Origin of the sequence: Bartonella propinqua (assembly GCF_047263965.1) — a bacterium.
Lineage (GTDB): Bacteria > Pseudomonadota > Alphaproteobacteria > Rhizobiales > Rhizobiaceae > Bartonella.
Genome location: NZ_JBLEBK010000006.1, coordinates 18,962 through 43,558, shown reverse-complemented (window position 1 = coordinate 43,558; position 24,597 = coordinate 18,962). Strand labels below are relative to the sequence as shown.

21 protein-coding genes are annotated in these 24,597 nt (G+C 37.0%); 15 read left to right on the top strand and 6 right to left on the bottom strand.

Annotated elements, in window-relative coordinates; all coding sequences use genetic code 11:
- Positions 1 to 110: 110 nt before the first annotated feature.
- The 13 genes from ACMFKV_RS05485 to lpxB all read left to right on the top strand — a co-directional run bounded on the left by ACMFKV_RS05485 (position 111) and on the right by lpxB (position 14,108).
- Positions 111 to 935 (top strand): EipB family protein, encoded by an 825-nt coding sequence (locus ACMFKV_RS05485; RefSeq protein ID WP_336288472.1) that lies wholly within the window; start codon positions 111 to 113, stop codon positions 933 to 935.
- A 158-nt stretch (positions 936 to 1,093) separates the two neighbouring features.
- On the top strand, positions 1,094 to 1,867 hold the full coding sequence (gene rpsB / locus ACMFKV_RS05480) for a 30S ribosomal protein S2 (protein ID WP_336288471.1): 774 nt from the start codon (positions 1,094 to 1,096) through the stop codon (positions 1,865 to 1,867).
- Between the two features lie 104 nt (positions 1,868 to 1,971).
- Positions 1,972 to 2,895 carry a translation elongation factor Ts gene (gene tsf / locus ACMFKV_RS05475; RefSeq protein ID WP_413154702.1) on the top strand — a complete coding sequence of 308 codons (924 nt, stop codon included), beginning with the start codon at positions 1,972 to 1,974 and terminating at the stop codon, positions 2,893 to 2,895.
- 159 nt (positions 2,896 to 3,054) lie between these two features.
- Positions 3,055 to 3,774, top strand: coding sequence for a UMP kinase (gene pyrH, locus ACMFKV_RS05470; RefSeq protein ID WP_332060755.1), 720 nt, complete (start codon positions 3,055 to 3,057; stop codon positions 3,772 to 3,774).
- A gap of 37 nt (positions 3,775 to 3,811) precedes the next feature.
- Complete coding sequence (gene frr / locus ACMFKV_RS05465; protein WP_336288469.1) at positions 3,812 to 4,372, top strand: ribosome recycling factor; 561 nt, start codon at positions 3,812 to 3,814, stop codon at positions 4,370 to 4,372.
- Positions 4,373 to 5,053: 681 nt separating this feature from the next.
- The gene (locus ACMFKV_RS05460; RefSeq protein ID WP_336288468.1) at positions 5,054 to 5,869 is read left to right on the top strand and encodes a phosphatidate cytidylyltransferase; all 816 of its coding nucleotides are present in this window, start codon (positions 5,054 to 5,056) and stop codon (positions 5,867 to 5,869) included.
- Positions 5,870 to 5,893: 24 nt separating this feature from the next.
- Positions 5,894 to 7,033: an RIP metalloprotease RseP gene (gene rseP / locus ACMFKV_RS05455; RefSeq protein WP_413154701.1), complete on the top strand. Its 1,140-nt coding sequence runs from the start codon at positions 5,894 to 5,896 to the stop codon at positions 7,031 to 7,033.
- A gap of 206 nt (positions 7,034 to 7,239) precedes the next feature.
- Positions 7,240 to 9,636 carry an outer membrane protein assembly factor BamA gene (bamA, locus tag ACMFKV_RS05450; RefSeq protein ID WP_336288466.1) on the top strand — a complete coding sequence of 799 codons (2,397 nt, stop codon included), beginning with the start codon at positions 7,240 to 7,242 and terminating at the stop codon, positions 9,634 to 9,636.
- Positions 9,637 to 9,702: 66 nt separating this feature from the next.
- Positions 9,703 to 10,749, top strand: coding sequence for a UDP-3-O-(3-hydroxymyristoyl)glucosamine N-acyltransferase (gene lpxD / locus ACMFKV_RS05445; RefSeq protein WP_336288465.1), 1,047 nt, complete (start codon positions 9,703 to 9,705; stop codon positions 10,747 to 10,749).
- A gap of 1 nt (position 10,750) precedes the next feature.
- Positions 10,751 to 11,218, top strand: a complete 468-nt coding sequence (gene fabZ, locus ACMFKV_RS05440) for a 3-hydroxyacyl-ACP dehydratase FabZ (RefSeq protein ID WP_413154700.1) — start codon at positions 10,751 to 10,753, stop codon at positions 11,216 to 11,218.
- A 22-nt stretch (positions 11,219 to 11,240) separates the two neighbouring features.
- Positions 11,241 to 12,065 (top strand): acyl-ACP--UDP-N-acetylglucosamine O-acyltransferase, encoded by an 825-nt coding sequence (lpxA, locus tag ACMFKV_RS05435; protein ID WP_336288463.1) that lies wholly within the window; start codon positions 11,241 to 11,243, stop codon positions 12,063 to 12,065.
- A 2-nt stretch (positions 12,066 to 12,067) separates the two neighbouring features.
- Positions 12,068 to 12,940, top strand: coding sequence for an LpxI family protein (locus tag ACMFKV_RS05430; RefSeq protein WP_336288462.1), 873 nt, complete (start codon positions 12,068 to 12,070; stop codon positions 12,938 to 12,940).
- On the top strand, positions 12,933 to 14,108 hold the full coding sequence (gene lpxB, locus ACMFKV_RS05425) for a lipid-A-disaccharide synthase (protein ID WP_413154699.1): 1,176 nt from the start codon (positions 12,933 to 12,935) through the stop codon (positions 14,106 to 14,108). Before ACMFKV_RS05430 ends, lpxB begins: the two co-directional genes overlap by 8 nt.
- 28 nt (positions 14,109 to 14,136) lie before the next feature.
- On the opposite strand, the gene ACMFKV_RS05420 is transcribed toward lpxB, so the two are convergent.
- The 6 genes from ACMFKV_RS05420 to gltX form a co-directional block, all read right to left on the bottom strand.
- Complete coding sequence (locus ACMFKV_RS05420) at positions 14,137 to 14,910, bottom strand: amino acid ABC transporter ATP-binding protein (protein WP_413154698.1); 774 nt, start codon at positions 14,908 to 14,910, stop codon at positions 14,137 to 14,139.
- 80 nt (positions 14,911 to 14,990) lie between these two features.
- The gene (locus tag ACMFKV_RS05415) at positions 14,991 to 15,698 is read right to left on the bottom strand and encodes an ABC transporter permease (protein WP_336288459.1); all 708 of its coding nucleotides are present in this window, start codon (positions 15,696 to 15,698) and stop codon (positions 14,991 to 14,993) included.
- Positions 15,698 to 16,417, bottom strand: coding sequence for an ABC transporter permease (locus ACMFKV_RS05410; RefSeq protein WP_336288458.1), 720 nt, complete (start codon positions 16,415 to 16,417; stop codon positions 15,698 to 15,700). Before ACMFKV_RS05410 ends, ACMFKV_RS05415 begins: the two co-directional genes overlap by 1 nt.
- A gap of 77 nt (positions 16,418 to 16,494) precedes the next feature.
- Positions 16,495 to 17,247: a transporter substrate-binding domain-containing protein gene (locus ACMFKV_RS05405; protein ID WP_413154697.1), complete on the bottom strand. Its 753-nt coding sequence runs from the start codon at positions 17,245 to 17,247 to the stop codon at positions 16,495 to 16,497.
- A gap of 896 nt (positions 17,248 to 18,143) precedes the next feature.
- Positions 18,144 to 19,439: a citrate synthase gene (gene gltA / locus ACMFKV_RS05400; protein ID WP_413154696.1), complete on the bottom strand. Its 1,296-nt coding sequence runs from the start codon at positions 19,437 to 19,439 to the stop codon at positions 18,144 to 18,146.
- A gap of 261 nt (positions 19,440 to 19,700) precedes the next feature.
- Complete coding sequence (gltX, locus tag ACMFKV_RS05395) at positions 19,701 to 21,128, bottom strand: glutamate--tRNA ligase (protein WP_336288455.1); 1,428 nt, start codon at positions 21,126 to 21,128, stop codon at positions 19,701 to 19,703.
- 112 nt (positions 21,129 to 21,240) lie between these two features.
- On the opposite strand from gltX, the gene ACMFKV_RS05390 reads away from it, so the two are divergent.
- Entirely contained in the window at positions 21,241 to 23,535 is a 2,295-nt protein-coding gene (locus ACMFKV_RS05390) for a ComEC/Rec2 family competence protein (RefSeq protein WP_413154695.1), read from the top strand.
- Positions 23,536 to 23,861: 326 nt separating this feature from the next.
- The gene (gene rpiA / locus ACMFKV_RS05385; protein ID WP_336288453.1) at positions 23,862 to 24,566 is read left to right on the top strand and encodes a ribose-5-phosphate isomerase RpiA; all 705 of its coding nucleotides are present in this window, start codon (positions 23,862 to 23,864) and stop codon (positions 24,564 to 24,566) included.
- Positions 24,567 to 24,597 lie beyond the last annotated feature (31 nt).

Genomic DNA, 24,597 nt, shown 5'->3' with positions numbered 1-24,597 from the left:
CTATTGCATAAACTATTTTTTAATTTAAGAAAATGTGAGTTAATCAAGATGTTGGCTTTTCGTGCTTTATTGTATGATGGTATGCTGTGTAATGGAATTGGAAATAGGGAATGATGAGGTCATTATTTGTAATAATTTTATATGTTTCTCTTTTATATGCTGCGGGAGCTAGGGAGCCTATTTTTGTTGCACCGCATCGAGCAGTTTACGATTTTCAGCTTGATGGTGCTTTTAACGAAATGCCGATTTTAGGGATGTCTGGGCGGATGGTTTACGAACTTACTGGTTCAGTATGTCAGGGTTATACTACACGTTTTCGTTTTATCAGTCGTGTTCATATTGAGGATGCGCCAATGCGACTAACTGATCAACAAATTACCAGTTATGAAACAGGTGATGGTCGTACATTCCAGTTTAATACTACGGATAAGATTGGGCAAGATGTTGCGTATAATGCTGAAGGATCGGCGGAGCGTATCCAAAATGGGATTATAGTGAGATTAAAAAAGCCTGAAGAAAAAGAATATAGGCTTGTAACAGCTGAATTTCCGATTATGCAGTTGAAGAGTATTATTCGGCATGCGAAAGCGGGTCACCATTTTTATTATACCACTGTATTTGATGGAACAGGTAAAGCAGACAAAGTCATAAAAGAAAGTGTAGTTATTGGAGAAAAGAAGACTCAAATACCTGATGCTGAAACGAAGGAATTGGAAAATTTGAATGAGGAAGGGTATTGGCCAGTTACGATTTCTTATTTTGATGATGTAGAAAATAAAAATGGTCTCCCTATTTACCGCACCAGTTTTTTCTTACATGAAAATGGTGTTATGCGGAATCTTCATGTGGATTATGGGACTTTTGCTGTACATGCAAAGTTGAATAGTCTTGAATTTCTTGATGTTGAAAAGAGTCTTGATCAATGCAAACATTAAGTGATTGTAGAAAATAACTTGAAAAAGAATCAAATATTAGTATGTTTGTTTCATTCCACACGCGGAGTTTGGGTGTTTGCGAAAAAAGATTAGCAAATGTCCGCCGGTAGTAGGGTTACTTACTTTTTCCGCGGAGGTTAAACCGGAAAGGATAAATTATGGCACTACCAGATTTTACTATGCACCAGCTTTTAGAAGCAGGTGTTCATTTTGGGCACCAGACTCATCGCTGGAATCCAAAGATGGCTTCTTATATTTACGGTCAGCGTAATAATATTCACATTATCGATCTTTCTCAGACTGTTCCGCTTTTGCATCAGGCGCTTAAACTTGTTTCAGATACAGTTGCGCGTGGTGGTCGTATTTTATTTGTTGGTACCAAGCGGCAGGCAGCTGATATTATTGCAGATGCAGCGAATCGTTCAGCGCAGTATTATGTTAATGCACGTTGGCTTGGTGGTATGCTAACGAATTGGAAGACAATTTCTAATTCTATACACCGCTTGCATAAGCTTGATAAAGTTCTTGCTGCTGAAGCGCAAGGGTTTACTAAAAAGGAACGTTTAAATCTTGAACGTGATCGCGAAAAGCTTAATCGTGCACTTGGTGGTATTAAAGATATGGGATCTGTTCCAGATCTTATATTTGTTGTTGATACAAATAGAGAAAATATCGCTATCCAAGAAGCAAAACGTTTGGGGATTCCAGTTGTTGCTATTGTTGATACTAATTGCGATCCTGATAGCATTGATCATCCGATTCCAGGTAATGATGATGCTTCGCGTGCGATTTCTCTTTATTGCGATCTTGTTGCTCGTGCAGCTCTTGATGGTATTGCTCGTCAGCAAGGTGCAATGGGTATTGATTTGGGAGCTCAAGCTGATGCGCTTGTGGAGCCTATTTTGGAAAATGCGGTTCCAGTTTCTGAATAATATTTAAAACATTTGTTAGGGTATTTATTTCTAAAGAAAGGGTGTAAGCGTGCACAAGATTTTTTTCTTGCACGCTTTCGTTGTTACAGAATAAAGAGGCAAATATGAGCATTACTGCTGCACAAGTAAAAGAACTTAGGGAATTATCAGGCGCTGGTATGATGGATTGTAAAGCGGCTTTGGCAGAAACTAATGGTGATATAGAAGCTGCGGTTGATTGGCTTCGGAAAAAGGGAATAGCCAAGGCAGATAAAAAAGCTGGTCGTATGGCAGCTGAGGGATTAATTGGAGTTGTATCAGAAGGTTTAAGCGCAGTTTTGGTAGAGGTTAATTCTGAAACAGATTTTGTTGCGCGCAATGATATGTTTCAGGATATTGTACGCAATGTGGCAATCGCTGCTTTGAGTACTCAGGGGGATGTCGAGTCTGTTTCTATGTCTTTTTATCCTAGCTCTGAAAAGACTGTAGAGGCAACAATTAAAGATGCCATTGGTACGATTGGCGAAAATATGACATTTCGTCGTTCAGCTAAGTTATCTGTTGAGGAGGGTGTTGTTGCTACGTATGTTCACAATAGTGTAGCTGAAGGGCTTGGAAAGCTGGGTGTTTTGGTTGCTATTGAAACTACAGGGAATAAAGAAGCTGCTGCTGCTTTTGGTCGACAGGTTGCAATGCATATTGCAGCAACTAATCCATTGGCGCTAACAGTGGAAGGTATTGACGTCGATGCTGTTGAGCGTGAAAAAGCAATTTTTTCAGATCAAGCGCGTCAGTCTGGAAAACCTGAAAATATCATTGAAAAAATGGTTGAGGGGCGAATGCGTAAATTTTATGAAGAAGTTGTTTTACTATCTCAGGCTTTTGTTATGAATCCTGATATTACTATTGAAGCAGCTTTAAAGGGTGCTGAAAAATCAATCGGTGCGCCAGCAAGAATCACAGGTTTTATTCGTTTTGCATTAGGTGAAGGTGTGGAAAAAGAGGAATCTGATTTTGCTGCGGAAGTTGCTGCAGTTGTAAAAGGCTAACTGTTTTTATAAATTATTGATTATAAATTTTGAAATTATATCATTGAGTATAAAATCACTGATATAAGGTATTGGTTGCTTAGAGGGCGTCACGTAATAAAGTGGTGCCCTTAGTGGTATCGAAAGCAAAAAGTAAATGTGCTTTTTGGGAGATTATCAATGACATTAGCTCTTCAGTATAAACGTATTCTCTTGAAAGTCTCTGGTGAGGCTCTTATGGGGGGACAGAGTTTTGGAATTGATGTTTCAGTTGCAGATCGTATTGCTGCTGATATTGCTGAAGTACGGGCGATGGGGGTAGAAGTTGCCATTGTTATAGGTGGTGGTAATATTTTTCGTGGAGTTGCTGTTGCTTCGCATGGTGGGGATCGCGTAACTGGTGATCATATGGGGATGCTTGCAACTGCTATTAATTCTTTAGCGTTGCGAACATCATTAACGAAGTTAGGAGTTGAGACGGTTGTGCTGTCTGCAATTTCTATGCCACAAATTTGTGAGAGCTTTTCACAGCGTAAAGCGATAGGTTATATGAATCAAGGAAAAGTCGTTATTTTTGCGGGTGGTACTGGTAATCCATTTTTTACTACCGATTCTGCCGCTACTTTACGTGCAGCAGAAATTGGTGCAGATGTTTTATTAAAAGGAACGCAAGTCGATGGCATTTATTCTGCAGATCCCAAAATAGATCCTACAGCGAAACGCTTTAATCAGTTAACGCACGTTGAAATTTTGCAGTGGGGGTTATCCGTTATGGATACAACAGCAGTCACTTTAGCGCGCGAGAACAACGTTCCAATCATTGTGTACTCTATTCATGAAAAAGGCGGTTTAGCTAAGGTATTGAATGGAACAGGACGATTTACAATAGTATCGGAATGAAGATAATTTTCCAAGCGTAATTAAAGGAGACAGAAATATGAATGTCACATCGATTATGGATGATCTGAAACGTCGCATGGATGGTGCTATTTCGGCTTTTAAACATGAATTAGGTGGCTTACGAACTGGGCGAGCATCATCCAGCTTACTAGAGCCATTAACAGTTGAGGCTTATGGTTCTGTTGTCCCGATAAATCAGGTTGCAAATATTTCTGTTCCAGAACCGCGGATGCTTTCAGTTTCTGTATGGGATAAAACGATGGTAGGAGCTGTGGAGCGTGCTATTCGTGATTCTGGTCTTGGTTTAAATCCTATCACTGATGGTATGAATTTGCGTATTCCTTTACCTGAATTGAATGAAGAGCGTCGTAAAGAGCTCGTAAAGATTGCACATCAATATGCAGAGCAAGCTCGTGTTGCTACTCGTCACGTTCGTCGAGATGGCATGGATAATTTGAAAAAACTAGAAAAAGAAGGTGAAATTGGTAAAGATGAGGCTCATGGTTTGTCTGAGAAAGTCCAAAAACTTACAGATGAAACTATTGCTGATATTGATAAAATTTTAGCTGTAAAAGAATCCGAAATAATGCACGTTTGAGACGGTTTCATTATATTTTTGAATTGTATCGGTAAGAGTAATTTTGAGTGATTGGTGTTTTTGAATTTTTATTTATGACTGAGTAGGGTTATCTTATTGTAGGGCATTATTTTATTGAATGGATAAAACTTTTTTAGCGTAGTTTTATGAATTTTCATGATAAAAATATTTTCAATCATTGGCGATTAATTAAGTATTTTATAGTCAGTGATTGGCTAAGGAGAGTGAGACAAAAGAATAATGCTTTAGTTTGGTTGCTGCTGTCACAGTTATAGAGGTTGTGATAAAATGGGGAAATTTAATGTTATTTTGTGCAATTGACTTTCAACAGTCTTTTAAGTTTTGAAGATGTCACTGATTATGTGATAAAAATGCTCTAATATAAAGTAAATATTAGGTCTCATTTTAGTAGTTTGCACAAGCAGTAAAGGGGAGCTTATTTATATCTTTACGATTAGTAGCATATTTAATAATATATTTTGGAATTAACCACGACTAAATAAACTTTCACTCGCTTTCACTCATTGTTAATCTCATAAGTGACGTCTTGGTATATCAGATTGTTTATGGTAAATTATACGCAAGGTTTGCAAAAGTGTAAATGTAAAAATACTGTGAAGAAAAGCTTTTTTGCATCGGCTTTTGAGTTTGTGCTTTCTATTTTTTTATTTGGATATTGTTTTGTCTAATTTAGTCTCTCGTATTCTGACAGCTTTTGTTTTTGGTATTATTACTTTATGTTTAACATGGGTTGGGGGAGTTTTATTTTTTTTATTTGTATGGATAATTGGCGGTTTTATTCTTTATGAATGGATTAGCATTACTAAGGAAAAGTGGAGTATTTTACAAAAAGCGTTAGCGAGTATTTTTTATTCGGTGTTTGGTTTTTTTTTGGTGTTGAGCGTATCTGCTGCATTCATTTTTTGTATTTTAATAGCTTTGGCAACATTGTTAAGTGTTGGATCCATTAAAAATGTTGGTTGGGTTTTTTTTGGTTTTTTATATGCGTCCTTTCCAGTTGTAGCTTTATCTTTTTTACGTGGCTACGAAATATCAGGGTTCTGGGTTGTTATTTTCTTATTTACAGTAGTATGGGGAACAGACATTGGCGGATATTTTAGTGGACGTGCATTTGGTGGTCCCAAATTGGCTCCGCAATTTTCTCCTAATAAAACATGGTCTGGAGCACTTGGTGGTACGTTTGTAGGAGTTTTTGGTGGTATATTAATTTCGTTAGTCTTTTTTAATACAAGTTTAGCAAATTTTTTTATACCATTTCTTGCTTTTATTTTATCAATTGTTTCACAAATAAGTGATTTAGGGCAGTCATGGCTAAAAAGGCAGTTTTCTGTTAAAGATTCTAGTTCTTTATTACCTGGGCACGGTGGGTTTATGGATCGTATGGATGGATTAATAGGGGCGGCTTCTTTTCTTTATTTAATTGGTTCGTTTATGTCTGGTATGGATACACCTTTTAATCTTTTTTCTATGGTTTAATCGGGAGAAGATATCTTGGAGTTTATGAGTCATATAGTCACTATAGGCGATTTGCTTTTGAGAAGTTTGAGCATTCTCTTGGTTGTTATGGTTATTATTTTTGTGCACGAAATTGGGCATTATCTCATTGGGCGGTGGTGTGGTATTAAGGCATCAATTTTTTCACTTGGATTTGGACCACGGATAATGGCTTATACAGATAAGCGTGGCACACAGTGGCGTTTATCACTCATTCCTTTAGGGGGATACGTGAAATTTATTGGAGATGAAAATGATATAGGTATGCCATCATCCCAATCATCTCCAGTTGTTGATGGTTCATTTGTTAGTGCTCATGCTTGGAAAAAAGCAGCAACTGTTTTTGCTGGTCCTTTATTTAATGTTCTTTTTACTATTGTTATTTTTACATTTTTTTTCTTTGTTTATGGGCGTGTAGTCATTGAACCTGTTATTGGCTCTTTGGTAAAAGATTCTCCTGCCGTTCAAGCTGGCTTGGCATTAGGCGATCGTTTTGTTGAAATGGATGGTCAACAAGTAAGAAGCTTTGAGGATTTGATGTCCTATGTCACTTTTCATGGGGGAAGTCCGATAAAATTTAAAATAAAGCGCATGGAACAGGTGTTTACGACAGTGATTACACCAGCGGTGGTTGAGCGAGATGACGGGTTTGGTAGTCGGGTTCAGAGTGGAATGATCGGAGTAGGTGTGCCTGTTGATCCTAATAATCCTATGCGTTTAGATTCAGCTTATGAAAAACATATTCCTTACAGTTTTGGGGAAGCTATAAGAGAAGCAGCAGGGCGTGTGATATTTATTGTTAAACAAACAATTTTTTTCGTTAGTCGTTTTATAGGGGGAAAAGAAGATCATTGTCGATTAAGCGGTCCATCAAAGACTATTAAAATTGCTTGGCAGGTAAGTGAAACGGGTTTTATTTCTCTTTTACATTTTGCGGCTTTTCTTTCAATCAGTATTGGAATTATTAACCTTTTTCCAATTCCGCCACTTGATGGAGGACATTTATTATTTCATATTATTGAAGCTTTTTCGGGGAGGACAGTTTCAGAAAAAATTCAGGGAGTTATTTTTTATTTTGGTTTCTTAATTGTTTTTACGTTTATGATTTTTGCACTATTTAATGATTATTTCTGTTGGTTTCGGTAATTAAATTATGGAAAACATTTTTGAAATTGAGTAATAGTAGGAAGAAAGAGTTAAAAGTTGTTTACTATGTCCGCGAAATATTGTGGCAGTGTGCGCCATAGTTAGTAATTAAAGAGTGGGAAGTCTCGCTGTGAATAAAAGAATTGTTATGGCAGTTAATTTTTTGAGACATCGTGTTCAGGGAATAAGATAAGGTAAAAAAGCCAATGACTACGAATTCAAAGTTTTTAAGTGTGGCGTCTGTTTTTGTGTTAGCTATGGGGGTAATTGCACCAACAACAGCCTTTGTGTCAATGGCAATGGTTGGAGAGGCACAGGCATCTGTAGTCCGTTCCATTGAAGTTCGCGGGAATAAATTTGTAAGTGCTCAGGTAATTCGAGACAATATGGATATCAAAGTTGGAGAAAGTTTTTCCAACGGTGATGTGGATGCTGCAGTGAAGCGTCTTTTTGGATTAGGCTTATTTTATGATGTTAAAATAAATCAGGTAAATGATACGCTGGTTGTGCTGGTTAAAGAATATCAGGTGGTCAATCAGATATTATTTCAAGGAAATAGATCTTTCAAAGATCCTGATCTTAAACGGTTCATTTCTTTAAAGCCGAATGAACCTTTCAGTCCTACTAAACTTTCAGCAGATTTAGATATAATACGTGAAGCTTATAAAACTGTTGGTCGTAATAACGTTACCGTCACAGTTCAGACCATTAATCTTGGGAAAGGGCGCGTAAATATAGTTTTTAATGTTGCTGAGGGTCGCAGAACGAAGATTCACAATATTACCTTCAAGGGGAATAATGCTTTTCCAAGTCGTCGTTTGCGTGATGTGATTTCTACAAAACCTTCAGGAATATTTGCGTTATTAATGAGAGGTGACGTTTATAGTGAAGAGCGTTTAGCTGCAGATGAAGAAGCGCTACGTCGCTTTTATTATAATCGTGGTTATGCAGATTTCCGAATTATTTCATCGAAAGCAACTTTTGATGCGGCAAGTAATGCGTATAAAATTGATTTCGTTCTTGATGAAGGTGTGCGTTATAAAATTGCTGATATTCAGGTTGAGAGCGATATCGATGGAATTAATGTGCAGTCTATAAAAGAGGCGCTTAAAACTCGCTCAGGTGACATTTATAGCGCTGAAAATATTGAAAAGTCTGTTGCAATTATCAATGATAAAGTTGCTGATACAGGATATGCTTTTGCCAAAGTTGAGCCGCGGGGAAATCGTGATTTGGCAAATCATACAATTTCGATTTTATATAACATTGAACAAGGTCCACGGGCTTATGTTCAGCGTATTGAAATCCGCGGCAATGAAAAGACGCGTGACTACGTCATTCGTCGTGAAATTGATTTAAATGAAGGTGATGCTTATAATCAAACTTTAGTGTATCGGGCAAAACGTCGGCTGGAAAGTTTGGGCTTTTTTAAAGCAGTTAATATTTCAATGACTCCGACAGATCAGTTTGATCAAGTTATTTTGGTGATAGATGTCGTAGAGGCTCCAACGGGGGATCTTTCTCTTTCTGGAGGATATACAACGGGTGGTACAAGTCCTGGTATGTCATTTGAGGTATCTGTTACTGAGCGTAATCTTGGAGGACGTGGTCAGTATGTTCGTTTGGGTTTAGGTGCTGGACAAGAAAAGTCTCGTAATTATAATTTATCATTTGTTGATCCTTATTTCTTAGGATATCGTTTATCTGCTGGTATTGATATTTTTCGCAGTACTTACCGTGCTGATAAAGCATATGATGTCCGTCAAACAGGTGGGGCGTTGCGATTGGGGATGCCTATTAATGATAAGTTATCTGCTAATTTAGCTTATTCTTATGTGCAAGAGGAATATGATTTTGGTGGAGATTATGATTTAACAGATGAAAGTGTCATAAAAGAATTATATAACAAATATTCTGGTGCAATTGTTCAAGCTGCAAAGCATAGCCCTTGGAAGCGTTCATCAATTAGTTATGGTTTGACCTATAATTCTATTGACAATATGAGAAATCCTCATGACGGAATGTATATGCATATTCTTCAAGAATATGCAGGGATTGGCGGAAACGCGAAATTCCTGAAGACAACTGGTAAGGCAATGATGTATAAGACATTATCTGACCAGATGGATCTTGTTGGTTTACTTTCTTTTGGTGGTGGTTATATTCATGAAATAGGCCAAGAGGGTGTTCGTATCTTTGATATGTTTAAAATAGGACCTGATGTAATCCGAGGTTTTAGATACAACGGAATAGGTCCACGTCAAATCTCAAATAAAGGTGAAGTATATTTCTTAGGGGGTACGACGTATATGAACGCGACTGCTGAAGTACAGTTTCCTATACCTATTTTGCCTGATGGGCTAGGGATGCGCGGTGCTGTATTTGCGGATATTGCAACACTCTATGGCAATAATTATAAACCTGTTTTTCAGGGTGAAGCGGTGGTTACAAATGTCAAAAGTGCATGGCGTGCATCTGCGGGTGCTAGTTTGATGTGGGAATCTCCGTTTGGTCCGTTGCGCTTTGATTATGCTTGGCCGATAATGAAGCAAGAAGGTGATCGTTTGCAGCAATTTAACTTTGGTATTTCTACTAAATTCTGATTTGAGTTTTCTCCAGAAGGAAAAATTGTGAAGAGAATGGATTAGGCTGGGAGATAAAGTGTTTTGATGGCGGATACATTTTTTTTTACGCCGTCCCGGCGATTGACAGTTGCAAATATTGCTGAGTTAACAGGTGCAAAGCTTCTTAATCCAGAGTTCTCTAATACAGTTGTAAACACTCTTTCTTCGCTTGAAAGTGCTGGGGAAGGCTCTCTTGTTTTCGTAGAGCATCGGAAATTTTCTGATGCTCTAGTGGGGAGTTCTGCAGTTGCTGTTTTTTGTACGAATGAAATTGTTTTAAAAGTTCCTGAATCTATGGCAATTTTGGTGACATCCACACCACGGCGTGATTTTGCGCAGATTGGTCGTATCTTATTTCCTGATTCTGTGAAGCCAATGCCTTGGTTTGGACAGAAAGAAATCTCACCGCATGCGCATATTCATCCAAGTGCTAGATTTGGACATGATGTATGTATTGAAGCGGGAGCCGTTATTGGTAAAAATGTTGAAATTGGTTCTGGGACTCTTATTTCGTCAACTGCTGTTATCGGTGAAAATTGTCGTATTGGACGTGAATGTTATATTGCTCCCAAGGTGACAGTTCAATATTCTTTAATAGGTGATAGAGTTCAGCTTTATCCTGGCGCTTGCATTGGACAAGATGGTTTCGGTTATGTTGGCGGTATTGCTGGAATTGAAAAAATTCCACAGCTTGGTCGCGTTATAATCTATGATGATGTAGAAATTGGTGCGAATACAACAATTGATCGTGGAACATTTGAAGATACTATTATTGGTGAAGGAAGTAAAATCGATAATTTAGTACAAATTGCTCACAATGTGAAGATTGGTCGCTGTTGTCTTATTGCTGCTCAGTGCGGAATTGCTGGTAGTACATCCGTGGGAGATATGTCTCAGCTTGGCGGAAATGTTGGAATCGCGGATCACATTGTAATAGGTAAATATGTTCAAATTGCTGCTGGGAGTGGTGTTATGAATGACATTCCAGATGGTGAGAAATGGGGGGGCAGTCCAGCACGACCATTTAAACAGTGGTTTCGTGAAGTAGCGGCGTTGCGTAATATTGGTAAGACTAAAAAGGAGAAGCGCTAATATGATTAGCAGCGGAGAAACCAAAAGTTTAGAGTCTATAGATATTGAAAAATTATTATCAATATTACCGCATCGATATCCGTTTTTGTTGATTGATCGCATAGTTGAAATTGATGGAGAGCAAAAAGCTATCGGTATTAAAAATGTAACGATTAACGAGCCTCATTTTGCAGGACATTTTCCTGTAAAGCCCGTTATGCCTGGGGTTTTAATTTTAGAAGCTATGGCACAAACAGCAGGAGCAATTTCACTTTTAAAATTAGTTAATAAGAAAGCAAGTTTGGTTTATCTTATGACCGTTGATAATGCGAAATTCCGTAAGCCAGTTATACCTGGTGATCAGTTAAAGATTCATGTTCAGCTTTTAAAGAAGCGGTCTGGCATGAGACGTTTTTTGTGTGTTGCAGAAGTAGAGAATGTCCGCGTTGCTGAAGCGGAAATTGCTGCGATGATTATCGAATCAGAATAGACGATACAATAGGAATTTAAAAATGTCTGGTATGAAAATCCATCCAACTGCTCTCGTGGAGAAGGGAGCGCAGCTTGGTGAGAATGTACTAGTCGGTCCATTTTGTCATATTGGTTCAGAGGCTGTTATTGGTGATGGATGCAGTTTAATGAGTCATGTTGTGATAATGGGGAAGACAACATTAGGAGCCAATAGTAAAGTATTTTCGCATGCAGTTTTGGGTAAAGAGCCACAAAATAATAAACATAAAGGGGGGTGTACAACTCTTTCTATCGGTAAAAACTGCGTAATTCGCGAAGGCGTAACGATGCATAGAGGGTCCGATTCGAGTATAGGAATGACGATAGTTGGTGATAATTGTCAATTTTTTTGTTATGCACATGTTGCTCACGATTGCCATGTAGGAAATCATGTAACATTTGCAAATAATGCAATGATCGCTGGTCATGTTACTGTTGGTGATTACGTTATTATTGGTGGTGGTTCTGCTGTTCATCAATTTGTTCGTATTGGGCATCATGCATTTATCGGCGGTGTATCTGCATTGGTTGGCGATTTGATTCCTTACGGAACAGCTGTTGGTGTACAGGCAAAACTTGCTGGATTAAATATTATTGGTATGAAACGTGCGGGTCTTGAGCGTAAAGATATTCATGCGCTACGTCATGCGGTTGCTATGCTTTTTGATCGCAGTAAACCATTCAAAGAGCGTGTAAGCGATGTTTCTTCTTGCTATTCTACTTCTCAGTCTGTTCTTGACGTAGTTAATTTTATTAAGGAAGAAGGAAAACGTTTTTATTGTACACCCAAACTTCAAGACGACAGACTAAAAGTAAGTAAGGATTAAAAATGTCTGTCCTTAGTGCCAGAAGCTTTCTTTCCGGCCGAACTGCTATCATAGCAGGGAATGGTGTTTTGCCGATTACTGTTGCTCAGGCACTGGAGCAAGATGGGCACAATCCTTTTCTTGTACTGTTACGTGATGAGGCAGATGCAGTGCTTTATCGCTATGAGCATTGTGAATTATCGATTGTAGAATTGGCGCGGCTCATTAAAATTTTAAAAGAAGCTGCAATTTGTAATATTGTTTTGGCAGGTGGTGTGAAAAAGAGACCGCTTTTTACGCAATTGCAGCCAAATTGGACAACTTTTTTAGCTTTACCTAAGCTACTTTGGGCTTTAAGGAGCGGGGATGACGCGTTACTAAAAGCTTTTATACAGATTATTGAAGCGTATGGTTTTCGTGTTGTTGGTGTTCATGAGATAGTACCAGATTTATTAGCTCCAGTGAAATTTGATTTGACATTACGGCGTTCTACTCGAAAAGAAAAAAATGATATTTTATTAGCAGCTGAAGCTGCAAAACTTTTAGGTCGATTGGATATTGGGCAAGCAGCTGTAGCTGTCAATGGGAGGGTAATTGCAGTGGAGGGTGCAGAAGGAACTGATAATATGCTGTGGCGGATTTGTGAAATGCGAGAAAGAAAGCAAATTCCACCTAAAGGCGGTGTTCTTGTGAAATGTGCAAAACCACAACAAGATCATCGAGTTGATTTGCCATCAATTGGTCCCATGACAATAATAAATCTTGCAAAGAGTGGATTATCTGGTGTTGCAGTGGAAGCGAATAAAAGTTTGATATTATCAGTGCAAACGACAATAGAAAAAGCCAACAAACATTCACTGTTTATAGAAACATTTGAAAAGTTGGATCATGAATGATTGTTTTTTAAAAATTGCTATTGTTGCAGGTGAAGAATCTGGTGATTCTCTTGGTGCAGATTTAATTTCTTGTTTATCTCGACAAACAGGATGCAATATTCATTTGATTGGTGTTGGTGGAAGACATTTAAAGGCATTAGGTTTAAAAAGCTTTTTTGATTCCCATGATATTGCCTTAATAGGCTTAGGAGCAGTATTAAAAAAATTGCCATTGCTGCTGATACATATTCGCAATTTGTCCAAATTTATTGCACGAGAACAACCTGATTGTTTAATTATCATTGATAGTCCTGATTTTACGCATCGTGTTGCAAAGAAGGTGCGCACTTTAGCACCTTCTATTCCTATTATTAAGTACGTTGCACCAACTGTTTGGGCATGGCGACCAGAGCGTGCTAAAACTATGCGTAAATTTGTTGATCATGTTTTAGCAGTTTTTCCTTTTGAAGAAAAAATGATGAAGGATTTAGAGGGGCCTGCCACTACTTATGTTGGACATCGTCTTTTGACTTATCCTCCGCTTTTGACTGTTCAATCAGAAAAAAAATATTTGTGTGACAAACAAGAATCATTGTCCACACTGATTATTTTGCCAGGGTCACGCAATTCAGAAATTCGCTCTTTAATGCCCATTTTTGGCAAAGTGGTAAAAATTCTTACACAACGCATTCCTAATTTACGTATTATTTTACCGACGTTACCGCGTTTGGTGAATGAAATTCGTTATTTTGTACAGGACTGGAAAAATAAAGTGGAAATTGTTGTTGGTGAAGATGCGAAATGGCGCGCTTTTGCGGATGCAGATGTTGCACTTGCAGCACTTGGAACGGTTTCACTTGAATTAGCATTGGCAAAAATTCCAATGGTTCTTTGTTATAAACTTGATCATTTTTCTAAATTATTTATTGTTCCAAAACTTATGTTATGGAGTGCGGCTCTTCCAAATATTATTTCAGATAGCCCTATTGTACCAGAATATTTTAATGAATTTTTACGACCTGGCATGTTGGCAAGACAGATAGAGCAACTTTTGCACAATCCTTTATTACGGCAGGCACAACTTGATGCTTTTGAGATGATGGAACAAAAAATGAAGACTGAAGCACCCTCAGGGGTCATCGCTTCCCAAACGATTATGTCTCTTCTCGAAAAAACTCGGAATATTTAAAATTGTGCAAATTAAATAATATTGGTAATTAATGTTTAATTTTAGCAAGAAAGTCGTGAGCACGTTGGCTTTTAGGATTGGTAAAAAATTCGTCAGATACTGTATCTTCAATAATTTTTCCGTTTTCTAAAAAGAGTATTCTTTCTGAAACTTTGCGAGCGAAACCCATTTCATGGGTAACACAGAGCATTGTTATACCTGTATTTGCCAGTTGAACCATAACTTCTAAAACCTCTCCAACACTTTCTGGATCAAGAGCCGATGTTGGTTCATCAAAAAGCATTACTTCAGGCTCCATGCAAAGTGCACGTGCAATTGCAACACGCTGTTGTTGCCCACCAGAGAGCTGTAAAGGATATTTTTCACAGTGTTTTTCAATACCAACATGCGTAAGGTAACGAATTGCCCGTTCTTTTGCTTGCTGTTTAGAAAGTCCTTGAACTGTCATAGGTGCTAAAATGCAATTTTGCATAACAGTCATGTGGGGAAATAAATTAAAATGCTGAAAAACCATTCCTATTTTGCGTAAAACAGTTTTTTGTTGGTGTATAGGAGCAGTATTGATATCAATATTATGGACACAAATTGAGCCTTTTTGTGCCTGTTCTAATTGATTAATACAACGAATCAGAGTCGACTTTCCTGAACCAGAAGGTCCACAAATAACGATGCGCTCGCCAATTTTAACATCTAAATTAATGTCATGCAGCACCTGAAAGTTTCCATACCATTTATTTAAATCTCGAATAGAGATCACAGGAGTTTTAGCAGTATGGACAGGTTTATTATTTTTTAAATTCATCTTGTTGTATTCTTTCATGGATGAATAAATTGATTAATGTAACATTTTGGTTTGGTAAAGATTTTTATGATCATTTTTATTTATCGTAAGTATCGAGTTAGACGACGCTCGATAAGAACGATAAAACGATGAATGATCTCAACGATAAGAAGATAGATAAGGGCAGCCCAAACGTAAACTTGGAAGTCAAATGTACGTGAATAAGTTAATTTAGCAATTCCCATTAAATCATACACAGTAACGAGTGAGGCAATGGCACTGGATTTAATCATTAAAATAAATTCATTTCCCAAAGGGCGTAATGCTACAACCATCGCTTGTGGAAGAATAACTTTAAAAAATGTTACAGAATCACTCAATCCCAAAGCTTTTGATGCTTCACGTTGTCCAGTTGTTACTGATAGAAAACTTCCTTTAAAAATTTCAGATTGATAGGCAGCTGAATTGAGTGCAAAAATAAAAAGACAGCAATACCACGCGTTTTGGAAAAACCACCATAAGCCAACATGTTGCCAGAAGTCACTCATTGAACCAAGCCCATAGTAAAAAAGAAAAAGTTGAGCCAATAAGGGGGAACCACGGAAAAAATAAACATAAGCATGTGCAAAATACTGCAAAAGCTTATTATTTGATAAGCGCGCAAATGTAATAAGAATGCCAAGAAAAAAACCAATAGAGCAAGCAATAAAAACAAGCTCAAAGGTAACAATAAACCCATCAATAAATTTTAGTCCATAACGGTTCAAGAGAGCAGGATTAAAAAGGAAATAGAGCCACTCAGGAATCATCAGACCGATACCTTTCTATATCCTGCTTGAGTACATGTTTCCAAATGACGTAAAATTGCGGAAAAAAACGCTGAAAATAATAAATAGAGTATGCATGCTACAACATAAAACAACATGGGTTTATTGGTGGCTGCAACTGCTAAATTGGTTTGTCGCATAAGGTCAACAAGTGAAATGGTTGAAACGAGGGATGTATCTTTAAGTAAGGTAAGCCAATTATTAGAAAGACCTGGTAAGGCATTTCGGATTAGTTGAGGAAAGACAACACGAAAAAATGTGGTTGAGCGTGAAAGTCCTAAAGCTTTAGCTGCTTCATATTGCCCTTTATCAAAAATGTTGAAAGCTGCGAGCCAAACTTCACAAGAAAAGGCTGCAAGAACCATACTAAGTGCAAGAACACCAGCAATAAAAGCATTGATACTAAATGTTATTTCGATACTAAAATAATCAAGAATAGCTTGAATCACATTTTGTAAGCCGTAGTAAACTAAAAATAAGGTTAAAAGCTCTGGTAGTCCACGGAACACTGATGAAAAAAAAGTAGCTATAGCTTTAGCTATTTTGATATTGGATCGAATCATCATGGCGCTTAAGAGTCCTAAAGGAAGTCCTAAGATGCCACAGCACAAAGCCAGTGATAATGTCATTCCAGCACTAGAAAGTATAACTACACCCCATCCCCCATTGCTAAATGATAGCAATGCTAAATTTTCAGCCATTCTTGCGCTCCTCACAAAGATTTAGGTAATATTTTTAGAACTAAACAGTTTGTCTAATTTTAGTTTCATATTGATATTTAATAAATATCGAATGTAAAATATTTTTTCATAATTCGATTATAAGTTCCGTCTGCGCGGATTTTCTCTATCGCTTCGTTAAACATATTTTTAAGATCATTATTATTTTGACGTATACCAATCGCAATAGGAGCTTTTGTTCCTTGAAGGGTTCCGAGAAGTAGGCAGCAATCTTTTCCTTCATTTTCGAGCCAGTTTAATGCTTGCAGTTTATCAAAGATGATCACGTCAAGCCTATGGCTTACAAGATCGCGATTAACTTCTATTGCTGTGGGATAGAGTTTGATATTTACTCCTTCAGAGGCATAATGATCTTCTGCGTAGGCAGCTTGTGTTGTATTTGATTGTACTCCAAGATTTTTACCTTTAAAGGCTTTTGCTGAGATTTCTTTAATTCCTGAATTCTTGGTAACAATAACAGCTAATTCTGTGTTATAATAAGCATCTGTAAAGTCTATTTTTTGTAACCGCTCTTGTGTAGGCGCGAGGGAAGCAATGATAGCATCGTATTTTTTTGCGAGAAGACCAGGAATAATCCCATCAAAATCTTGAGTAGTGATAGTGCACTCGACATTCATTTTTTCACAAAGTGCATAAGATATATCAATATCAAAACCATGGAGTTTATTGTTTGAATCAATATAACTAAATGGAGGATAAGAGCCTTCACTTGCAATTTTCAGCATTTTAGCATTGGCTAATTGGGTAAACAGTGTTGCACCTGTTATAAGAGCTATTGCTAATGATTTCATTATGTTCTCCTGTTGCGCGCAAATATGCGTTCTTCATGTATTTTTATAATTTAGCTCTTTGAGGAGCAATGCAAAAATTTATTAGTATTGGTTTATTGTCATTATGAAAATATCATCATCAAAGAAATTATTTATTTTTATTTATTTACGAAAACTAAAAATCTGGCTTAAAAAAGATTATTAAATTTAAGCACAAGAGAACTTAAATTTTAGGAAAAAAAGAGTAAAAATATTTTTATAGATATTATAAAACGTGTACATTTTGAGGAACATGTAAAATCACTTTGTTTTTAATAGATATGGAATACTTTTCTTATAAAAAAAATTATATTGCGAAGAGATGATTTCAAAAAGAGTGCTTGCTCGTAATTATGATGGTCATATAGTGGTGTACATTTTACAGCTCTTAATTATTATGTAGAGAAACTCCAATGTGCATATGTTTCATCTTTTTTACCAATTGGCAGGGGAGTGGTAAAAGATACGTGATGTATAGTGGAGTAACACTTGAGTGATTTCTTTGTAAGACCAGTTTTAGAGCGAGCTCAAAGAGCAAATTTATATAATCAATTCATTTCCATATATGATTAATAATTTTAAATTTATATATAGAGTAATGAGTGATATATGTCTCATTGAGATAAAATCGCAGACGAAAACGCTTCAATGTATTTATAACAAACATTTTAGCTAACCTGCAAGAAGTGCATTATAAATTTTATTCATTGTTTTGAGCAGAAATCATGAAAAAATTTTCATCGTGGTTATTATGATGATGCGATAGCTATAAGAAAGTTTTTAAATAAAAGTCTATAATAAGAACACGTGATGCCAAACTATTTGATCATTCGCAATAAAGCCCCAGTAATTTGAAGCTTTATTGGGTATAATAATTTTTAATTCATACGTTTGTCTATAGAAAGATATTCACGCGCAGCATAACCTGTGTAAAGTTGGCGTGGTCGTCCAATTTTTTGTGCAGGATCCTCAATCATTTCTTTCCATTGTGCAATCCAACCAGCACTGCGTGCTAATGCAAAAAGAACAGTAAACATTTTTGTTGGAAATCCTAGAGCTTTCAATGTAATGCCAGAGTAGAAGTCAACATTCGGATAAAGCCTTTTTTCAATAAAGTACTCATCATTCAGAGCAATGTTTTCAAGTTCGATAGCGATATCAAGAAGCGGATCATCTTGGATATTTAGTTCTTTTAAAACTTCATGGCAGGTTTTTTGCATAATTTTTGCACGTGGATCATAATTTTTATAGACCCGATGACCAAAACCCATAAGGCGGAAAGGATCATTTTTATCTTTTGCACGGGCAATAAATTCAGGGATTTTTTTAACAGAACCTATTTTTTGTAGCATCTTTAGACATGCTTCATTAGCTCCACCATGGGCTGGTCCCCAAAGACATGCAACACCTGCTGCAATACATGCAAACGGATTAGCTCCCGATGAGCCTGCAAGACGTACAGTAGAGGTAGAAGCATTTTGTTCATGATCTGCATGCAGGGTAAAGATTTTATCCATAGCCCGAGCAAGTACAGGGTTAATGTTGTATTCTTCACAAGGAACAGAAAAACACATATGAAGAAAATTTGCAGCGTAACTAAGGTCATTACGTGGATAAATAAATGGCTGTCCGATACTATATTTATATGCCATAGCGGCAAGAGTTGGAACCTTTGAAATGAGATGAGTAGCAGCGGTGATTCTTTGTTGAGGATCTGTAATATCAATAGATTCATGATAAAATGCAGACATAGCACCAAGACATGCAATCATGACAGCCATGGGGTGAGAGTCACGACGGAAGCTGTGAAAAAAATGTGCAAATTGCTCATCTACCATTGTATGTTGCATAATACAGCGGTCAAAATTGATTTTTTCTTGTTTTGTTGGTAGCTCACCATAAAGTAAAAGATAGCAACTTTCAAGAAAGTCCCCTTTTTCAGCTAATTGGCTGATAGGATAACCACGGTAAAGCAATATTCCTTGATCGCCATCAATATAAGTAATTTTTGATTCACAAGAGGCAGTTGAGGTAAAACCAGGATCATAAGTAAAAGTACCTGTTTCTTTGTAGAGAGAAGAAATTTCAATAACATCACAACCAACAGTGCTTTCACGCATGGGTAGTTCTACTTTTTTTCCATTCACAATAATGTGTGTCTTATTTTCAGACATTAAATATTCCTTTCAGATCCTTCGCCCTTAAAAATAAGAGACGGTGCATTAGATATGGAGGTATGTAATTGAAGCTTTTTCTACCTATGTTGAAAGTAGATTTACTCTAAAAGTAAGCTCATGCAATCTAAAAATATTTTTTATTTGCAATTTTAGCAAATATATATTTCGATTACTTAAAATAAAAGATAGCTTTCAGCTTGCGTTGAGATATCTTTATTTAAATAATTATTTGGTTTACATACCTATATACATTGCAAATTAGCATGCAATTTCAACAAGTTGGTCGTGAATACGGTTAAGAGATTCATCCTGCCCTAATAAAACGAGAACATCGAAAACTCCTAGTGATATTGCACGTCCTGTGAGAGCCGCTCGAAGCGGTTGAGCAACAACTCCAAATTTGAGATTCTGTTTTTGCACATAATATCGAAGAGTCTCATCTAAGGTTTTGGCATCCCAATTGGAGCATGTTTTCAAGGCGAGATAAATATCTTTTAAGATAGCTTTACCATTTTTGTCTAAGAGTGTTTGTGCTTTTTCATCAAGAAGTAACGGTCGTTGTGTAAAAATGAAAGAGGCATTGTCAATAAGTTCACATAGTGTTTTGGAACGTTCTTTTAAGTGTGGTATAGCTGCTAAAAATTGAGCACAACGTTGTTCATCAAGCCTTTCAATTTTCTCTAATCCACCTTCAATCTCTGGTAAAATGTTAAGAGCAGAATCAAAAAGATCTTTATCGTTGCTTATGCGCATATAGTGTCCGTTGATTGCGTCTAACTTTTTGATATCAAAACGCGCTGCACCTTTATTAATATCATCAATATCAAACCAAGAAATCATATCTTCGATTGAGATCAGTTCATCATCACCATGACTCCAGCCTAAACGAACGAGATAATTACGTAAAGCAGAGGGAAGATATCCCATGGTTCTGTAAGTATCAACACCTAATGCACCATGGCGCTTTGATAATTTTGCGCCGTTTTCACCGTGAATAAGTGGGATATGTGCCATAACAGGGATATCCCATCCCATTGCATGAAAGATAATTGTTTGGCGAGCTGCATTTGTGAGATGATCATCACCACGTATAATATGCGTTATTCCCATATCATGGTCATCAACAACAACGGCATGCATATAGGTTGGAGATCCATCGGAACGCAAAATAATAAAATCATCCAGATCTTTATTAGGAAAGTAAACGTCACCTTGAACACGGTCGTGTACAATTGTTTCTCCATCTTGTGGTGCTTTGATGCGAATAACAGGTTTTATACCTTTAGGAGCTTCAGAAATATCACGGTCGCGCCAACGTCCATCATAACGTGGTGGACGCCCTTCTGCACGGGCATTTTCGCGCATTTCAGCCAATTCTTCTGGTGAAGCATAGCAATAATAAGCTTTTCCGTCTTTTACTAATTGTTCTGCGACTTGGCGATGACGTTCTGCTCGTTCAAATTGTGAAATAGGGTTGCCGTCATAACTAAGTCCCATCCAGCGCAAGCCATCTATAATGGCTTTTACAGCTACTTCCGTTGAGCGTTCTCGGTCTGTATCTTCAATACGCAGAAGCATTTTTCCGCCAGTATGTTTTGCATAAAGCCAATTAAAGAGAGCAGTACGAGCACCTCCAATATGAAGGAAGCCTGTGGGTGAGGGGGCAAAACGGGTAATAACTGGCACGGATATCTTCCTCTAAATTAAGATATGATTTATGAAAATGTACAAAAGGTTATGTTAGCATAGGTGATAGAGTGTGCAATAGCCGCATTGTCAAGTAAAGGGGAAGATGCGGATGTTAAATCAAAATAAAGTTAAGGATGATTTATCACAAAGAGGTTTGTGCAAAAGAAAAAAACTGAATCTAATCTGGCAAAGAGTTTTTTCTACTTTTTATAGTGAAAATAAAACAAATAGCGCAAATTATAACGAGCCAAATTTTTTTCTATTTATCTCTTTTAAAAATGCAATAATTTTTTGCTGGGAGTGGTTGGCAGATTGCATAAACAGAGAAGTTTCTGCGGGACTTCTTTTTTTGCTGATTTTGGTATTTTTTTCCACAGGTGTCATTTTTTATTTCAGTTTAGACCGAGAACCAAGTTGGGGGCAGTTTGTTATATCGATCAGTATATTTCTTGGAATGTTGTATATTTTACGTTCATATCAAAAAGTATGGCTTATCGTAGGATTTTTGTGCTGCTTTGTATTGGGTGCTTTAGCTGCAAAAATAGAAACGTGGCGGACATCTACACCAATGTTAGGCAGTGATGTTTTCACTACATTAACGGGAAGAGTTGTTTCTATTGAGGCAATGCAAAGAGGAGGGTTTCGTTTAATTTTGAATGTGTTAAGCACAAAAAAGCCAGTATTACGTCATGAACTTAATCGTGTTCGTTTATCAGCAAGGCGTTTGCCAGAGGGATTGGCAATTGGTGATGGGCTATACGGCAGAGTTAAGATTCGCGCATTATCTGGGTCAGTGCGTCCAGGAAGTTACGATTTTAGTTTTCATAATTATTTTAAAGGAATTGGTGCTCTGGGATTTTATCTGGGAAAACCAGTCAAAATATTGATTCCACAGCCTGACACAATATTGGGCGTAGTCTTACAAAAAATTGAAAATTTACGGACAAATATGACTCGAAGAATCCGTATGGTGATTGGTGGAGAAAAAGGCAACATTGCGGCTGCTCTCATTACGGGACAAAGGGGTGGTATTGCAAGTGATACAAATGAAGCATTGCGTACGGCTGGATTAGCGCACATTTTATCAATATCTGGTTTACATATGGCTTTGTTGAGCAGTTTAGTTCTTGTTAGCATCCGCGGTTTTTTAGCATTTTTTCCAGTTTTCTCATCCTATTATTCCACTAAAAAGTTTGCTGCTATTGCTGCATTGATGGCTACAGCTTTTTACTTAGTATTATCTGGTGCAGCTGTATCAGCGCAAAGAAGTTTTATAATGATTGCTGTTATGCTGGTTTCTGTATTGTGCAATCGTTTTTCTGTAACAATGCGTAATTTTGCTATTGCAGGTTTGATAACTTTAGCTATTACTCCACACGAAATATTAGGTCCTAGCTTTCAAATGTCCTTTTCTGCAACCGCGGCTTTGATTGCTTTTTTTGGTTGGTGGAATAAAAGGTTATCTTCTCCTACAAGAAAAACAACACCGTCTTATGTGGGAGGTAAAGTATTTTATTTTGCTTTCTTATCAGTTATTTCAACATGTGCAGCTTCCCTTGTCGCGGGATTTGCGAGTGGAATTTATGCTGCTTATCATTTTTCCAATATTGCACTCCTTAGCATTATCAGCAATGTTTTAGCTCTGCCTATTATATCAATACTCATCATACCCTTTGGATTAATAGCAGTATTTGCAATGCTTGTGAATCTTGAATGGTTTCCTTTACAAATCATGGGGTTTGGTATTGGTCTCGTAACAAAGATTGCTTACACTATAAGAGATATTTCTCCTACTTTAAATCCTGGGTTTGTGCCGTTGTCTACGTTGATTTTATTTAGTGTAGGCTTAGTTGGACTAACTTTTTGCGAAACATCTATCAGATTCTTTTTTAGTCTTTTTATGTTGGTTGGTATTTATGTCTATTGGGTGCATCCACCTGTACAATTAATTATAGCAGATGATATGAAATTGGTGGGTGTTATGAATAGGGGAAGATTATATATTGATCGTTATTATTACTCTAAGTTTACAACATTCATATGGAAAAAATCATTTCGCGTGAATGAGCTTATCAAGCCGACAAAATATGGTCCTTCATTTAATGAGCAATTTATTTGTGATGATCGTGCTTGTACATCCATGCTAGAAAATGGACTTAAAGTTACTGTTTTACGTGGAAAAACAGATCAATGCGTAAAGACAGATATCATGGTTAAGACATCTGCAATGAGTAAGCAAATATGTCATGAAAAAACACCAATAATATTTATGCCCCAACAATTATTATCACGAGGAAGCGTTATGATGACAAAAAGTGGAGATATCATTTGGTCTTTTAAGGGATTTCATAGACCGTGGAATATGCATAGGCAGTATTTACAAAAGTCGCGCAATTTATACTGAAATTGACGAATTGTTAAATTTTTTAAAAAAATAAATAACTTTTTTGATATCTGAACAACTTGTAATTTTACAGAAGCATATGATTATATTATCGATAGTGATAGGATAAATCGAAAATACTTATTAAACATGGGAAACATGAGCAAGTTTTAAAAGAGATAAAATTATTCATTATTCTATACTGATTGTTACAGTATGTTTTTTAATAATGAGTATTTTTTTAGCCAAAAGGTGGCGAGTAAATTTGTGGTAGATTGAGGCAATAGGTTATTGTGGTGATCAATGTTTGATAAATATTGCTGATTGATTAAAGGATAAAGTAATTCATGGATGGTCAGCAGTTAAAAAAATTGGCAGCTGCTAAAGCGCTTGAATTTGTTCAAGATGATATGCGAATTGGTATAGGAACTGGTTCTACAGCAAATGAGTTCATTTGTCTTCTTGGTGAACGTATTAGGAACGGTTTGCGTGTAACGGGTGTCCCTACTTCACGCTATTCTGAAAAACTTTGCCGTGAGTTTGGAGTTCCTGTCGCTACTTTAGAAGAAATACCTGAACTTGACCTTGATATTGATGGGGCAGATGAAATCGGTCCAGAGATGACTCTCATTAAAGGAGGTGGCGGGGCGTTATTGCGTGAAAAAATTGTAGCAGCAGCATCTCGTACAATGCTTGTAATTGCTGATGAAACAAAGATAGTAAAAACGCTTGGTGCTTTTGCACTGCCAATTGAAGTTAATCCATTTGGTATGCATGCTACATGCAGAGCAATTGAAAAAGTTGCTGATAATTTAGGGCTTTTAGGAAAAGTTACATTGAGGATGAACGGGAAGAGTCCTTTTGAAACGGATGGTGGTCACTTTATTCTTGATGCGTCTTGGGGGCACATTTTACAGCCAAAATTGTTATCGGATGCACTCCTTGCAGTTCCTGGTGTTGTTGAACACGGTCTTTTTTTGAAATTGGCTTCGCGTGCAATTATAGCGATGAAGAATGGTCAAATAAAAGTTTTAGAACCATTTGATTTTTAGATAAGAGAGTTTACATGTTGGTGTTTTGGCG